The sequence below is a fragment of the Kiritimatiellia bacterium genome, assembly GCA_026417735.1.
Lineage (GTDB): Bacteria > Verrucomicrobiota > Kiritimatiellia > PWTM01 > PWTM01 > CAACVY01.
Genome location: JAOACR010000007.1, coordinates 114699 through 129964 on the forward strand (window position 1 = coordinate 114699; position 15266 = coordinate 129964).

13 protein-coding genes are annotated in these 15266 nt (G+C 69.0%); 10 read left to right on the top strand and 3 right to left on the bottom strand.

The genetic code is table 11. The features are described 5' to 3' along the window. Positions 1–67: 67 nt before the first annotated feature. Complete coding sequence (locus N2652_03010) at positions 68–2275, bottom strand: glutamine amidotransferase (protein ID MCX7818168.1); 2208 nt, start codon at positions 2273–2275, stop codon at positions 68–70. After that, positions 2272–4521, bottom strand: coding sequence for a BatA domain-containing protein (locus N2652_03015; GenBank protein ID MCX7818169.1), 2250 nt, complete (start codon positions 4519–4521; stop codon positions 2272–2274). The genes N2652_03010 and N2652_03015 overlap by 4 nt, the downstream gene beginning before the upstream one ends. 59 nt (positions 4522–4580) lie before the next feature. On the opposite strand from N2652_03015, the gene N2652_03020 reads away from it, so the two are divergent. The 4 genes from N2652_03020 to N2652_03035 all read left to right on the top strand — a co-directional run bounded on the left by N2652_03020 (position 4581) and on the right by N2652_03035 (position 10050). Further along, entirely contained in the window at positions 4581–6980 is a 2400-nt protein-coding gene (locus N2652_03020) for a hypothetical protein (protein MCX7818170.1), read from the top strand. Positions 6981–7029: 49 nt separating this feature from the next. Continuing rightward, positions 7030–8058 carry a Holliday junction branch migration DNA helicase RuvB gene (gene ruvB, locus N2652_03025; GenBank protein MCX7818171.1) on the top strand — a complete coding sequence of 343 codons (1029 nt, stop codon included), beginning with the start codon at positions 7030–7032 and terminating at the stop codon, positions 8056–8058. A 17-nt stretch (positions 8059–8075) separates the two neighbouring features. Beyond that, the gene (locus N2652_03030; protein MCX7818172.1) at positions 8076–9524 is read left to right on the top strand and encodes an MFS transporter; all 1449 of its coding nucleotides are present in this window, start codon (positions 8076–8078) and stop codon (positions 9522–9524) included. A 160-nt stretch (positions 9525–9684) separates the two neighbouring features. Continuing rightward, positions 9685–10050: a hypothetical protein gene (locus N2652_03035; protein MCX7818173.1), complete on the top strand. Its 366-nt coding sequence runs from the start codon at positions 9685–9687 to the stop codon at positions 10048–10050. A 108-nt stretch (positions 10051–10158) separates the two neighbouring features. Here the strand turns inward: N2652_03035 and N2652_03040 are convergent, their stop codons facing one another. Next, positions 10159–10287, bottom strand: a complete 129-nt coding sequence (locus N2652_03040) for a hypothetical protein (GenBank protein MCX7818174.1) — start codon at positions 10285–10287, stop codon at positions 10159–10161. A 44-nt stretch (positions 10288–10331) separates the two neighbouring features. On the opposite strand from N2652_03040, the gene N2652_03045 reads away from it, so the two are divergent. The 6 genes from N2652_03045 (at position 10332) to N2652_03070 (ending at position 15246) form a co-directional block, all read left to right on the top strand. Continuing rightward, positions 10332–10460 (top strand): hypothetical protein, encoded by a 129-nt coding sequence (locus N2652_03045; GenBank protein ID MCX7818175.1) that lies wholly within the window; start codon positions 10332–10334, stop codon positions 10458–10460. Between the two features lie 1116 nt (positions 10461–11576). Beyond that, positions 11577–11879 carry a sulfatase-like hydrolase/transferase gene (locus N2652_03050; GenBank protein MCX7818176.1) on the top strand — a complete coding sequence of 101 codons (303 nt, stop codon included), beginning with the start codon at positions 11577–11579 and terminating at the stop codon, positions 11877–11879. 544 nt (positions 11880–12423) lie between these two features. Then, positions 12424–12798, top strand: a complete 375-nt coding sequence (locus tag N2652_03055; protein ID MCX7818177.1) for a sulfatase-like hydrolase/transferase — start codon at positions 12424–12426, stop codon at positions 12796–12798. A 63-nt stretch (positions 12799–12861) separates the two neighbouring features. Beyond that, a complete protein-coding gene (locus N2652_03060) occupies positions 12862–13131 on the top strand; it encodes a hypothetical protein (GenBank protein MCX7818178.1) in 270 nt (89 codons plus the stop codon). A gap of 143 nt (positions 13132–13274) precedes the next feature. Then, entirely contained in the window at positions 13275–13943 is a 669-nt protein-coding gene (locus tag N2652_03065) for a hypothetical protein (GenBank protein ID MCX7818179.1), read from the top strand. A 55-nt stretch (positions 13944–13998) separates the two neighbouring features. Beyond that, positions 13999–15246: an outer membrane beta-barrel protein gene (locus N2652_03070; GenBank protein MCX7818180.1), complete on the top strand. Its 1248-nt coding sequence runs from the start codon at positions 13999–14001 to the stop codon at positions 15244–15246. The last annotated feature ends 20 nt before the right edge of the window (positions 15247–15266 follow it).

Consider the following 15266-nt stretch of genomic DNA (forward strand, 5'->3'; position numbering starts at 1 on the left):
CCTCCAACGCTGGGACGTCTCCGGCCGATGCGCTTCCAACGCTTGGACCGCCAGCGCGGGTCGGCCCTCAGGCCATGTTCGCGCGGCGGCGGATGGTCCACTCCAGCAGCGCCAGCGCCAACAGTGCGCCGAGCGCCAGCCAGTGGTTCCACAGCGACCGCCACACCGTGCGCACTTCCTCGCGTCCCTCGCCGCGCACCGCCGCGATAGCCCCGTCGAGGGCGTCCGGCCGCACCATGGCCCCGCCGGAGGACTCGGCGAGCCTGCGCAACAGTTCGAGGTTCGCGGGACGGCCCGTCGCCTCTGCGCCGACCGTTCGCACGGCGAAGTCGTACGGTGGAGAGTCCGCGCGCCGACCGTTGAGTTCGGCGGTTGCCACGGCCTGATAGGCTCCCGGCTGTTCCGGTGTGAAGATGAGCTCGAATCCCGGCATTGTCCGGCCGTCGGCGGTTTCGATCGGGCGGGAGGACATTCGGAATGGGAGCCAGCGGCCGTCGGGGGTGCGGATGCGGCAGGTGACCTCCGCCTTCGCGCCGTCGGGGCCACCGACCCGCGCGCAGAGGCGGATCGGCTCGCCGGCGTGGAGCATCGCGGTGCCCGCGAACAAATCCACCTCGAACGGTGCCAACTGTTCCTGCTCCGGGCTAAGCCAGTCGAGCAGCCGGTTCCAAAAGCGCCGGTAGAGATCCGTCTCCCCCGGTGCCAGGGACCACCGCCATAGCGATTCCGAGAGGATTGCCGCAACCTTCCCCTGGCCGTAGCGGTGCACGACGATGAGGGGATGTGGACCGGCGGAAGTCCGCGCCTCCGCCAGCACCTCGGCGGCGGGCTTCGCGATCGCGCCCGGAAACACGCTGAGCACCGGCGGCAACCCTCCCTCAAACTGGTCCGTGCCGCCGAACACCGGGTGGGCGCGGCCCTCGTCGGTGATCGCGACCTCGAAGGAGCCTTCCAGCGGTGGCGCCACACCGCGGCGGTCGAACGGCAGCAGCGCGCGCAGCGGGCCGGATTCGAAGCCGTCCCGTCCCCACGCCTTCGGGCCGCCCAGCAGCACCAGTCGGCCGCCACGTTCCACGAAGTCCACGAGGTGGCGAGCGCGCGCCTCACCGAGCGCCGGCATGTCCAGATCGCCGACCACCACGGTTTTGAAGCCGGCCAGCTGCTCGGGCGTGAGATCCAGCGTCATGCCGCCGCGGCCGCCGTAGGTGAGAAAACGGCCGTCCGGCCCGCGCACGAACGCCAGCGGCGTCACGGGGCTGCCCGCGCGTAGTGCGCGAATCAGGTACTTCGACTCCCAGCGCGGCACGTCCTCGACGTACAGCAGGCGGTTCTGCGCGTCGACCACCTGCACGGTGACCGCGGCGGTGTTGTCGTTCGTCCGCGTCTCTCCCTCCAGCGGCGGCACTTCGACGCGGTAGCGAACGATTCCGACCGCGGGGTTGTCGAGGTGGAAGACGACGTCGCGCGAGCCGCCGCCGGGGCCCAGCTGGGTGGGGATCTCCTGCAGGAGCTGATCGTTGCGGTACAGCCGCACTGCGATCGCGCGATCGGGTGGCGCTTCGCCGGAGATGGTCGCGGTGAGCCGGCTGTTCCAGCCCGCGACCACGCGCAACGGCGTGTCCAGCGCGTCCACTCGCAGGTCGGGGGGGCGGGTGGGCACGACGGCCGGCGTTTCGATCTCGAGAGTGTAGATTGGGAACGGCCAGGGCCCGGAGGCCCAGTCGTCGCGCGGTTCGCGGGTGTCGAGGCCATCGCTGAGCACCAACACGCCAGCGACGGGCTGGCCCCGGTGCAGCGCGCCGATGCGTGCGAGCGCGTCGCGCAGGCGGGTGGCGGTGCCGTCGGGGTGGAGACGCGCGGCGTCCGCGGGGTCAAGCCGGCCGCGAAGGTCCTCCGCAAAGGGATGAACGTCCACCGACCAGCGTCGCGCGGCCTCGCGAACCCAGCGGCCGTCGAGCGCGGTGCGTGCGATGTGCCAGCGCGTGGTGCCCTCGGCGGTCGCCACGTTGGTCATGCTCGCCGACACGTCGAGCAGCACGATCCAGCGCGGACGTACTTCTTCCCGCAGCGTTTCGCGCCGCGCCGGCATCAGCAGACACCAGCCCAGCACGCCGAGCCAGGCCAGTCGTACCGCCAGCAGCGCGATGCCGATTCGGTCGAGCGAAAGCATCCGCACCGCCGAGATCACCGCGACGGTGGCGATCACCGCCAGCGCGCTGGCCCACACCGCGGTGGGCACCGCGTGCTCCAGCACAATGTCCGGCCAGCCGCTCATCCGGGCGCCGCGCTCCGCACACGCCCCGAGGGCTCGACGATCCACCTCATTCGCCGCGCCGCGGTGCGGCGGCTCACCCGATTGGCGAGCAGAAACTCGGCGGTGCCAACCCCGAGTGCCAGCCACAGCACCAGCTCGCCCAGCGGCCGGCCTACCCGCACCTCCTCGATCCGGCGCGCCAGTTCCTCCCGCCCGCGCGCCACCTGCGCCCGGCGCACGCCGAGGCGGTCGGGGATCGTCGCGGGGTCCACCGGCGCCAGATCGGACTCGACCGGCGGCAGATTCACCGCGAGTACGGCGCGCCGCGCACCCTCCATCTCCGTCCAGTAGATGCCGGGCCAGGGCGGCTCCTCGATGAGCGGAACGTCGCGGCCGCCGCGGCGGACCGCCCGCACCTTGACCGTGACGCCGTCCGGCCCCGACAGCCGCTCCGGCACCGTCCCGCCGAGGGTGGGCAGCGGCAGCTCCGCCGCAGAGACCGCCCAAAGCGGCTCACGGACGCGCTGCGCGCCGTGTCGAGCGATTTCATGCAGCAGCGGCAGAAAGATGGGCGTCAGCGGCAGGTTGCTCCAGTCGCGATCGGCGCCAACGGTAAACAGCAGCGCGCGGCCGGCATCCAGCGGGCGGGCCAGCAGAAAGGGCGCGTCGCCCTCCATCGCGATCAGGGTCTCCGCGTCGGGCGCGAGCGGGCCGGGCACCAGCCACCGACGCAACGCGAGGGTCGGCACTGCGCCGGCGGGCAGGCGCAGTTCCTCAAAGAGCGAATCCGATGGCGCCCGCAACCGCAGCGTGCGCCGCCCCTGTCCGGGGCGGATGTCCTCGATGGCGCGGGGCTGCGCCGGCAGCCAGCTGAGGTTTGCGTAGTCGGCGGGGGCGGCGCGATCGCCGGGAAACACCGCGACGACCCCCCCCGCGCGCAGATATCGCTCCAGATCCACCAGCGCCGGGCCGGGCAACGGCACCGCGTTGACGAGCAGCACGCACAGCGCGCGATCCAAGGCGGCGCTGTCCCACGCCGCCGGCCGCACCAGGCGCACATCCATTCCCGACTCGCGGCCACCCGGCTGCAGCGCGCGGCGCACAAAGAGCAGATCGCTCTCCTCTCCGACGCAGACAACCGGTACACGGTCGCGGACGTGGAGCAGCAGATGAAACGCGTCGTCCGCGGAGAAACCGTCCGGCGGCGTGCGAACAACCAGCGCGTGACGGCCCGGTTCGAGCGGCGGCAACGCAAAGACTGTTTCCGCCGCGGGAGCGCCAGCGGGCAGAATTTGCCGGGCGAGTTCGCGGCCGTTAACCTCGAGCGTCACCGGCGTCGCGTCCTCCGCGCGCGAACGCGCCACGCGCACCGACAACCGCCCGGCCCGCCCTTCCAGCAGCAGGCCGGGTTGCAGCTGCGCATGGACCGGTGCCGCGTTGTGGGGTGAGGCGGCGCCGACCAGCGCGACGATCAGCGTGCCGCGCTGCTCGATCGGCGCCGGGTCCCATGCGCCGCCCGTGACGTTCGTTGTGCCGGCGAACTCCTCCCATGCGCGCGCCTGGCCATCCGTGACGATGTAGTACTCCCGCTCCCGCGGCCCGGACTCCGCCAACGCCTGCACCGCGGCGCGAAGCGCGGGCATCAGCGAGGAGCCGGTCGGGCGCGGCGACTGGCGCCGCACGAGATCCATCACGAAGGCGAGGTCCGCGGTCGGGCGCGCGACCAGCGGCTCGGCTCGTTCCGCCGCGAGAATCACCGCGGCTCGGTCACCGCTGGCCAGCCCCCGCAGGATCTCCAGCACCGCCTCGCGCCCGTCCGTCCAGACGCTGCGGCCCCCGCTCTCGTAGGTCATGCTCGCCGAAACGTCCCAGACGATTGCGACGTCGCGCCGCGCGGCGCCGAGCGCCGCGAAGCGGCCGCTGCGGACCACCGGCAGCGCGAAACCGAGCGCGAGCAGCGCGATCAGCAGCGTGCGCAGCAGCCAGAGCAGGAAGTTCTCCATTCGGATCCGCCGCGACGAGCGATGCTGGGCGAGCCGAAGGAATCGGACCGTCGGGAACCGGATGCGCACCGATCGCCGCCGCGCCAATAGATGCAGAATCAGCGGGATCGCCGCCGCGAGGCCGGCCCACAGAAACGTCGGCTGAAGAAACGACCACATTCGGATGCCGCGCAGCGCTGGCGGACCGCCCTTTGCCGCCGGCGCGTACTTCGCCACCAATACCGCTTGCGCCCAGTGCGGCGCAACCTGCGCGACGAATTGCATGCCGCCGGGAGCCTGTGCTACATGCGCGGCGGACCGGGCGGTTCCAGGGAGACGCAACGGTGAACCTGCGTCGTGTACGAAATCTGCTGCCGGCGTTGGCGATCGCCGCCTCCGCCGCACCGCCGCCGGGGGAGCCGGCGGGGCTGCTGCGCGCGATGCTCGCCGGCCCGATGGCCGGCGTCACGGACATCGTGTTTGCGATCCGGGTCTCCGGCCGGGATCACTGGTATGCGAACTTTGGCAACTATGCGAGCGATCTGCGGGAGCCGAAAGACCGGGCGTTCAAGTTCGAGGACGGTGTCTACTGGGCCTATGGGGAGGGCGCCCAGCTCTGCCGGCTGAACCTGCGCACCGGTGAGCTCCGCGTGCTGCTCGACGATCCGCGCGGCGGGATCCGCGACCCGCAGGTGCACTACGACGGCGACCGCGTGCTGTTTTCCTGGCGGCGCGGCGGCACCCACGTCCACCACCTCTACGAGATGCCGCTCGATGGCCACGCGCCGCCCCGGCAGCTCACCGATGGACCGGACGATGACATCGAGCCGACGTGGTTGCCGGACGGCCGGATCGTGTTTATCTCTGCGCGCTGCCGGCGGTTCGTCAATTGCTGGCACACGCGGGTCGGTGCGCTCTACACCTGCGCGCCCGACGGTTCCGGCGTGCGCATGCTCTCGCCGAACCTCGAACACGAAAACACACCCTGGCCGCTGCCGGACGGCCGGATCCTCTACATGCGATGGGAGTACGTGGACCGTTCACAGCTCGACTTTCACCATCTCTGGACGATGAATCCGGACGGCACGCAGGTACTCGCCTTCTTCGGCAACCAGAACCCGGGCAACGTGATGCTCGACGCGAAGCCCATTGACGGCACGCCGCTGATCGTCGCGTCGTTCTCGCCCGGCCACGGCCGACCCGAGCATGAAGGCCGGCTGGCGGTGGTGGATCCGCGCTTCGGTCCCGACCACGCCGCCGCGGTCCGCTACATCGGCACCAGGTCGGACATCCGCGACCCTTGGGCGTTTGGGACGAACTGTTTTCTAGTTGCGGATCGCGACGGCATCTCGGTGATCGACGGCGACGGCCGCCGCGAGGTCGTCTGGCGCCGGCCGCCGGCGCTGGCCGCGATGTCTCCCCGTCGCGACGCGCACGAGCCCCGTCCGGTCATCCGGCGTGCACGCGAGGCGCGGGTGCCGGATCGGGTGGATCTGGCCCGCGCGCATGGCGAGATGGTGCTGCACAACGTGTATCTCGGACGCAACATGACCGGCGTGAAGCCCGGGGAGATCCGGTCGCTACTGGTGCTCGAACAGCTGCCGAAGCCGGTGAACTTTTCTGGCGGTATGGAGCCGCTGACGATGGGCGGGTCGTTCACGCTGGCGCGCGTGCTCGGTACCGTGCCGGTCGAGCCGGACGGCTCCGCGCGGTTCGAGGTGCCCGCGCTGCGGCCGGTGTTCTTCGTCGCGCTCGACGCGGAGGGGCTTGCGGTCAAACGCATGCAGAGCTGGTGTTCGGTGCAGCCGGGGGAGCGGATCGGCTGTGTGGGCTGCCACGAACCGCGCACGCACGCAATGCCGGTCGCGCAGCCGCCGGCCGCGGCGCGCCGCCCGGCGGATCGCATCGAACCGGTGCCCGGTGTGCCGGACGTGCTCGACTTCTCGCGGGATGTCCAGCCGGTTCTGGACCGGCACTGCGTCCGCTGCCACAACCCCGAACAGTACGCGGGCCGGTTGGATCTCACCGGTGGCCGAACGCCTCGCTATCGCACCAGCTACCAGAACATCGTGCGCCGCCGCCTGATTGCGGACGGCCGCAACGAGCCGCGGGGGAACCGGCCGCCGCGCTCGATCGGCTCCTCCGCCAGCCGGCTGCTGCAGGTGCTGCGGGCGGGTCACCACAATGTGCGGCTCGACGCGCGCGAGTTGAGCGTGCTGCGACTCTGGATTGAAACCAGCGCGACTTACCCCGGAACCTATGCCGCGCTCGGCAGCGGGGAGGCCCCGGTGCGGCTGCCCGCCGCCGCGCTGCGGCGATGCGGCGAGTGCCATCTGCGCGACGCGAAGGACTCCCGCGGCCAGCCGGTCCAGCAGTGGTCGTTCGGCGTCCGGCCGGAGTGGCTGTGCAACCTCGACGAACCGGAGCGCTCGATCCTGCTACGCGCGCCATTGGCGAAGGAGGCGGGCGGCCTCGGCCTCTGCCCGGGGTTCGCGTCGAAGGACGCGCCCGACTATCGCGAGATCCTCTCCGCGATCGTGACGGCGTCGAACACGCTGCAGCAGGTCCGCCGGTTCGACATGCCGGGGTTCCGCCCGAACCGGCACTACGTCCGCGAGATGCAGCGTTTCGGCATCCTCCCCGCGGGGCTGAGCGAACGCGATCCGGTGGACCCCTACGCGACCGACCGCGCCTACTGGGAGAGCTTTCACTACCGGCCGCCGCCCGCGAGTGCTGCCCGCTGAGTGCCGCCCGCTTGTGCGGGCGGTGCCGCTTCGCTAGTCTGCGGGGCCGATGCCGGGCTCCTCCCAGCCACCGGTCAGCCGGGCACTGAACCGGCCGGACCGCGAGTTCGACCTGAAGCTGCGGCCGAGCCGTTTCGCGGACTTCGTCGGCCAAGCGCGGGTGCGCGAGCGGCTTGAGCTGATGGTCGAGGCGGCGCGCGGCCGCGGTGATGTGCTCGACCACGTGCTGCTCTGCGGGCCGCCGGGACTGGGCAAGACGACGCTCGCCTACATCCTCGGCGAGGCGATGGGCGTGAACGTCCGCGCCAGTTCCGGACCGGTGATCGACAAGCCGGGCGACCTCGCCGGCCTGCTGACGAACCTCGAGCGGGGCGACATTCTGTTCATCGACGAAATCCATCGCATGCAGAAGGCGGTCGAGGAGTACCTCTACTCCGCGATGGAGGACTTCGTGATCGACATCATGATCGACCAGGGGCCGCACGCGCGCTCGGTGCGGCTGAATCTTCAAAAGTTCACGTTGGTTGGCGCGACCACGCGCAGCGGCCTGCTCACCGCGCCGCTGCGCACGCGGTTCGGCATGACCGCTCGGCTGGACTACTACACCGCGGAGGACCTCGCCCGGATTCTGGAGCGTTCGGCGAGGATTCTGAACGTGGACATCGAGCCGGAGGGCGCGCTCGAGATTGCGCGCCGCTCGCGCGGTACGCCGAGGATCGCGAACAACCTGCTGCGCTGGGTTCGGGACTACGCGCAGGTGAAGGCTGGCAACCGGATCACCCGGGACGTCGCCGCTGCGGCGCTGGCGATGCTGAACGTGGACGAACGCGGACTGGACGAAATGGACAAGCGGATTCTCGAGACAGTGATCCACAAGTTTGGTGGCGGGCCGGTTGGCATCAACACGCTGGCGGTCTCGGTGGGCGACGAGCCCGGCACGATCGAGGAAGTGTACGAGCCCTATCTGATTTTGGAGGGCTATCTTCAGCGCACACCGCAGGGGCGCATCGCCACCGAGCGCGCGTACGAGGCGATCGGGGCGGTGCCGCCCTCCGCACGTCAGGGCCGGCTGTTTTGAGGCCGGCGGGCGCCGCGATGGAGGCCCGCCCATTGCCCACCGCGCCGCCACCCGGTGAACCGGCGCGCAGTCTACGCATCTCGATCTGGGAGGGCTGTTCCTCGGCGCTTTTCGGTGCGCTGAGCGGCGAGGCGCTGGTGATCGCGTTTCTGCTGGCGCTGGGGGCCAGCGATCTGCATCTCGGTCTCTATTCCGCGCTCGGCACGCTGGCGACCGCCGGCGGGTTGCTGGGCGCCCGCGCGACCGGCGCGCTCGGCCGATGGAAACCCCTGGTGATCGGTCCCTCCGTGGCCAGCCGGTTATGTCCGGCGCTGGCCGCGGCGCTGCCGTGGGTGCCGATCAGCGCAAGCGCTCGGCTCTGGACGTTTCTGGCGCTGATGTTCATCTCGAGTCTGCTGGTGAACTTCGCCGCAAACCCGTGGATTTCCTGGATGGCCGCGCTGGTTCCGCCGGACCGCCGGGGCCGCTACTTTGCTCTCCGCAACGCGATCGTGAACGGCGTCGGCATGGCCGCCACCTATGCGGTCGGCTGGCTGGCGACGGAGGTGCGGCGCCGGGGAGCGGATGGCGCGGCCGCGGTGGCGCCGTTCTTCGTCGCGTCGGCAGTGTTCGCGCTGTTGACCACCTGGCTCTACACGCGCCAGTGGGAACCGCCGGGGCGCGTCGAGGCGCCGCTGCCGATGCATCAGATGTGGGCTGCGGCCTGGGCTGCGCCGGCATTCCGCCGTCTGATCGTGTTCTCCGCCGCCTGGGCACTGGTCTGCGGCATCGCGGCGCCCTTCTTCGCGCCGCACATGCAGCGTCAGCTGCAAATGCCGCTGCGCACAGTTGCGGTCTATTCGATTCTGGCGGGGCTGACCGGTATTGCCGCTCAGCCGCTGTGGGGGCGCGCGGCCGACCGGGCGGGGCATCGGCCGACGCTCGTGATCACCGCCGCCGCGGTCGCCGGACTGCCACTGTTGTGGTTGCTGGCTGCGCCCGGACGGCTCTGGCCGATCTGGCTGGATGCGGTGCTCACCGGTATCGCATGGCCGGGCTTCAATCTGGCACACTTCAATCTTGCGCTCGCGGTGGCTCCGGAACGCCATCGAACCGCGTGCTTGGCGGTGCGCGGCCTCGTCACGGGCGTGGTGCAGTCCATCGCCGCGCTCACCGGTGGTGCGCTCGCGCATGCGATCGGCACGGCCTGCTGGGAGTGGGGGCCGTTCCAATGGGTGAACCATCACGCGCTGTTCGTCGTCTCGAGCATGGGGCGCTTTGCTCTGTTGCCGCTGGCGGCGCGGCTGCCGGAGCCGGGGGCTTGGCCTGCCGCCGCACTTGCTCGGCTCGCGCTGACGCGCGCGACGCGCCTGTTCGCCGACGGGCTCGCGTCGGGGTGGACATTTGTGCGGCCGCGCCGGCGCGCAGCGGGTGGGGAGCTGCCAGCGACACGACGGAGTGCCCCCTGGGACGAAGCGGGCAAGTGATGCAGGAAGTCGCTCAGTTGCTCAACCGCATGTGCGATCAGGGCGTGATCCGTGACTACGTGCTCTATGGTGCGCTGGCACACGCGCGCTCTACGGAGCCGGTCGCGACGCTGGATGCAGAGGTACTGGTGATTGTGCCGGAGGGGGAACGGCTAGTGTCTTGCGGCGCATCTGCCGGTTTTGTGAGCAGGCGGGTTACCCTGCCGAAGGCGAGGCGATCCGTGTTCGCGAGTGGCCGCTCAAGTTCGTCGTGGCCTACGATGCGCTGGCGCGGGAGGCTGTCAAGACCGCGGAGGAGAGCAACGTGACGGACATTCCCCTGTCCGTGGTCCGTCCCCTGCCGCTGGCGCTGCTGGCCCTACGGGTCGGCCGCCAGAGAGATTGGGAGCGGGTGCGGGCATCGCTCGAGGCGGGCGCCGTCCCTGCCGATGAGATTGAATGCGTGGCGTATCGGTACAATCTGGGAGCGCAGTGGACGCGGTTTCTGAAGTACCGCGACAGGTCGCGAAATTCCACAGGACATTGAGGAGCTCTTCCGAAAACACGCGGATTGGCATCGCGCCCCGCTTGCGCTGCCCTTCGAGGAAGAAGATCCGCATGATGGCCGGGCGCAGGACTCCTCCGCACGGTATCTTCAAATGCGGCGGACGACGGTCGGCGACAGCGGCGCCGGACACCGCCAACGATCGGCCGGCGGCGTCTGGTTGAGGAGGCCGCGGTCGCGCACGCGATGTTGTCGGCGCAACGTGCCGCCCTTCATCATCCGCTCGGCGGTTACGAGAGGCAAGGCCCGACGAGGTTACAAACGTGCATCGTGCTCTAGTTCAGCTGCTCGTTGCGCTGGGCCTCGCCGGTCGTCTCGCGGGGGGCGGCGACGATCGTGTCGGCCGCCCATCGCCGAACGTGCGGATTGTGGTGGCGGACGATCTCGGATAGGCCGATCCGGGCTGGGAGGGGAGCAGGTTTTATGAGACGCCCGCGCTCGACTGGCTGGCCGCCGAAGGCGCGCGCGCGTCACCGTTGCCTATGCGGCCAGTCCGGTCTGCTCTCCTACCCGCGCCAGTTTGATGACCGGCCGCTGGCCATCGCGCACCTTCGTCACCGACTTTCTTGGGGCGGCGCAACCTCAGCAGTGGCACGGCAAACCGCGGCTGTGACCCGCGCGGTAAGCCGACCGGCTCGCCCGTGAGGGAGTCACGCTTGCGAAGGTGGAAAAGCGACCGCCCAAACGACCTTTTTGCGGGCAAGTGGCATGTCGGTCCGGTGGGCTAGTGCCGGAGGATCAGGGGGTTGACCACAACGTCGGCGGCATCGAGCTCGGAGAGCCGTCCGGCGGCAACAAGTATTTCTCGCCTTATGAAACCCTTGATTGTCCAATGGTCCAGCCGGAGAGCACATCTGCCTGCGGCTGGCCGCCGAGATCGCCGAGTTCCTCGAGCGGAACGGCTCCGGATGGGCCTCGGGGCGCGGTGGGACCGAGATCATGAGCGAGACGTGCGGCTGACATCCCCTTTGCGCGGCGATGGTCGAGACCATGGGCCGCGCGGTGGGGCACGGTGTTGGCAAATCTGGACGAGCTCTGACTGAGCGGTTCGACCCTCGTGTTGTTCGCCAGCGACAACGGTTGCCTCGCCGCCCGCGAGGGTTGGCCGACCTCGAACTTCCCGCTGCGCGCTGCCAAAGGATGGCCCGACGAGGGCGGGCTTCGGGTACCCCCATCGTCCGCTGGCTCGACGTTGCGCGGGCCGGTTCGGTGATCGCTGGCCCGCTGATCACGCCAGACATCTTTGGAACCGTTTGTGAGGCGGTGGTTAGGAAGCGTAGCAGTGGCGAACAGCGTATCCCTTGCGTCGTCGCTGCGGGGTGAGTCGGCGCCGGACCGGCCGCTGTTCTGGCACTACCCCCGTTACGGGAGTCAGGGAGGTTCGCCCGGCAACGCGGTCCGCCGCGGCGACTGGAAACTCATGGTACGGGGACGATCGTGCGGAGTTGTACTATCTCGGGGACGGCCTCGGCGAGACTATGAATTGTGCGGCGTGTGAAGCCGAGCGCGTGCGGACGCTGCGCGAGGAGCTTGCGCGCCGGCGTGCGGCGGTCGGGGCGAAAATGCCCAGCCCCGATCCTGCGTTCAACTCCGCCCGGCCAAGGGGCCGCGCGGCGTCTCGGCCGGTGCAGAGGGAAGGTGCCCCCCAACCCAACTTTGTGTTGATCAATGTCGACGATCTGGGCTGGGCGGAGATCGGGCCGTTCGGCGCCGAGTATCCGATGCAGCATCTCGATCGCAAGGCTCGCGAGGGGCGGCTGCTGCGTTCGCCCGATGCCACACCGGTTTGCTCGCCGTCTCGTGCCCCCTGATGACCGGCGGCGAGCCGAAAGGCGGGCTGCCGATTCCTCACGTGTTGTTCCCGATGGCGCGGCTCTGGCTGAATCCGGACGAGGTTTCCGCGGCAGAAGTGCTGAAGTCTGCCGGTTAGGCGACCGCGTAGAGTGGCAAGTGGCATCTGAGAGACCAGCCGAAGTTTTTGCCCACGCGGCAGGGACTCGACGAGGACTACGGTCTGCCGTACTCCATCGACATGGGGCCTGCGTGGGCTGGGGCAAAGAGCAAAACCGGAGAACCGCTGCCGGCGGAGGATCGCCCCCCACCATCGGTGCCCCCGCCCAAGGATGGCGTCCTCGGCGCCGAGCAAGCGTCGCTACCGCTGTTAGAAAACGAGCGGGTCGTCGCGCGTGTGCACGCAGCGGAGCGGGCCCTGCTCCTCGGTAGGTACACCGAACGCGCGACCGAGTTCGTCCGCCGCAACGCGAATCGGCCATTCTTCTCTGTATCTGGCGCAGTCGGCGGTGCATTTTCCGCTCTCCACCGGATCCGGTCTTTGTCGGCCGTTCGGGACGCAATTTGGTCGGTGACTGGGTGCTGGAAGTGGCCGAGAACACCGACCAAATTCTCGGCGAGCTGCGATCGCGCGGGCTGGCCGCGCGCACTCTCGTCATTTTCAACGGCGACCACGGTGGTGCGCCGGAGCACGGTTCACCCAACGGCCCGCTGCGTGGGGGCAAGGGCAGCATGTGGGAGGGAGGCATGCACGTGCCGACGATCGCATGGTGGCCGGGCCGCATCCTCGCCGGCACGCGCGCCGACCCGATCTCGACGATGATGGACATCCTGCCGACCTCCGCGCGGCTGGCGGGCGCGACACTGCCGGCTTGGCGCCGGATGGACGGTGTGGACATCGGGCCGGTGTTGCGGGGTGGAACTGTCGCCTCCGCGTAGCGTGTTTCTCTACTTCCGGGCTCTTCACCTCGAAGGGGTTCGCCGTGGGCCGTGGAGCTCTTTGTGCGCAGCGGAGAGCTCGACAATTTGGCCGAAGACGTCGGGGAACGGCGGGACGTCGCGCCCCATCAGCCAGAGGTGGCACGGCAACTGCGCGCGCTCGTGGAGGCGGTGAACCGCGATCCGGGTGTTTCGGAGCTGGGATCGGGGGTCCGGACGCTGGGACGGGCGCAGACCACGCGGCCGTGGATCGCGAACGATCCGGAACTGAGCGAGGTACGACAAGCAGATACCATCTTTTCAGCAGGGGGGGGTGCAGAATCGCGCGGATAGGTTGCAAAGTGCGGACAAGTGTGATCTAATAGTGTGTGTACGAATGGATGGGGCCGGTATCCGGCCTTGACGGCGGAGGAAAAAGAGTGTTTAGTGAGAATAGCGGGCGGCGGATTATCAGCGAGCACAAAGGAGCAGGAGCCATGAGGAAGGCGAACATTGGTTGGTTGGTGGTCGCGGCGGCGGTCGCCGCATTCCGGTGGGAGACCTCGGCGCAGAACCCGCCGGCATCTCCACCCGCGCAGGCGCCGGCGCAGGCGGCGGCACAGGAACCCGCACCGAAGCTGCTCACCCACGGGGAGCTGGCTCAACTTCTGGTTCGAAAGCTCGGGTTGTACCGGTTCGTTGCTGCGAACCCGACGGATGTCGAATGCATGATTCTGCTGGCGCAGAACGGCGTGTTCCCATCGCCGACGCTGACACCAACTGAGCAGAACCCCGCGCCGGGCTGGAGCCTGGATCCGGCAAAAGAGGTGAGCCTCGCGGACCTCGCGGTGGTTCTGGTTCGGGCGCTGCGGCTTGAAGGACAGGTTGAAGGGGACAAGGGGGATCCGCAGAACTGGCTGAAGGTGCTGAAGGACGTCCAGGTCCCGACGGACACGGTCGGGGCGGGGCTCGCGGCGCTCTCGCCCCTTGCGGATGCGCTGCAGGCGCTCCCGCTGTTTTCAGTGACGCCCGAGCCGCTGGCACGCCGGTATCTCCCGGAGTCTACGGCGGCTGCGCTCATCAACACGATCGCGTTCCCGGACGTGGCTGGACCGCGGCGGGTGCCGCCGCCGGGTCCGCCGCCCCGTCCGGTGACGCCGACATGAGCGGCGGGCGGATGCTGTGATTGAGCATTTAAACAGGTCGGAAAGGAGCCACACGATGAAGCGGATGAGCGGGTGGGGAGTTGTCGCGGCAGTTATGGCGGCCGGCGCGATCGCGATGGCGGCGGAGGGGGAACGTCCCTTCCATGTGGAGAGTTATCTGCGCTTGGGCTACGACGACAACGTCACCTACGCGGAGCAGAACAAGATTGACACGTTCTTCATCCGCGAAGAGCTGGCGCTGTCGTTCGACAAGACGTACGAGACCGGCTTCTTGGGGCTGCGCTATCGGCCGGCACTCGATTGGTATGAGGACCTCGGTCGGGACTCGGAAACCGAGTGGACGCATGCGGTGGACGTCAACTGGCTGCAGATGCTCGGCCGCCGGCTCTCGCTGGCCGTCGCCGAGACGTTCATCCAGTATGACCGCTCGGAAGTGGTGGACAGCGACGGTGTGCTGCGCCAGCCCAACTACGGGTACATCTACAACACGGCGGCCGGTACACTGACCGCGTTGCTGACGCCGACGTTGCGGCTGAGCGGCTCCCTGCGCCACCAGCTCTTCCGGTATGACGATCAGCTGATCGCCGACCGCGAGGACTATGACATTTGGGCGTACGGTGCGTCGCTGGGTACGCAGCTGGGCAAGGCGACGACCGTTTATGTGGACGGCACGATCGAAGACATCGCCTACGAGGGGTCTGGCAAAACGCAGACGGTGGTGATGCCGGGCTACAACCGCCAGATCGTGGACCAGATTCCGAACCGCGACGCGGTCACGTACAACGTGGGGCTGGGTGTGGAGCGGGTGTTTAGCCCGAATTTGCTCGGCCGGGTGCGCGGTGGGTATACGTACAAGGACATGGAGGCCGCCAACCAGAGCGATGATGATTCGCCGTACGGCGAAGCGCAGGTGACGATCATCCCGGTGCCGACCACACGCCTGACTCTGTCGGCGGCATATTCGTTGTATCAGTCGGGTCTGCAGACCTTCGCGAACCAGACCCGCACGACGTTCTCCGCGAGCCTCGCACACGATCTGACTTCGCGCATCACGCTCTCGCTGCTGGGCGCGTACTATCAGTCGGACTACGATGCCGAGGACTCGGTGAATCTGGTGCCGGTCGCCGAGGTGCAGGACGGCACCGAGACGAGCTCCTCGCTCGGCGTTCGGGTGAGCTACCGGCTGGATCGGAACAACTGGATCGACCTCGGCTACTCGTACAGCAACTTTGACTCCGACTTCCGGCTGGCCGAGGGTGTGGACCGGAATCGGTACGACGTGGCGTGGAAAATCCGGCTGTAAGCGGATCGTGGTCGCCAAAC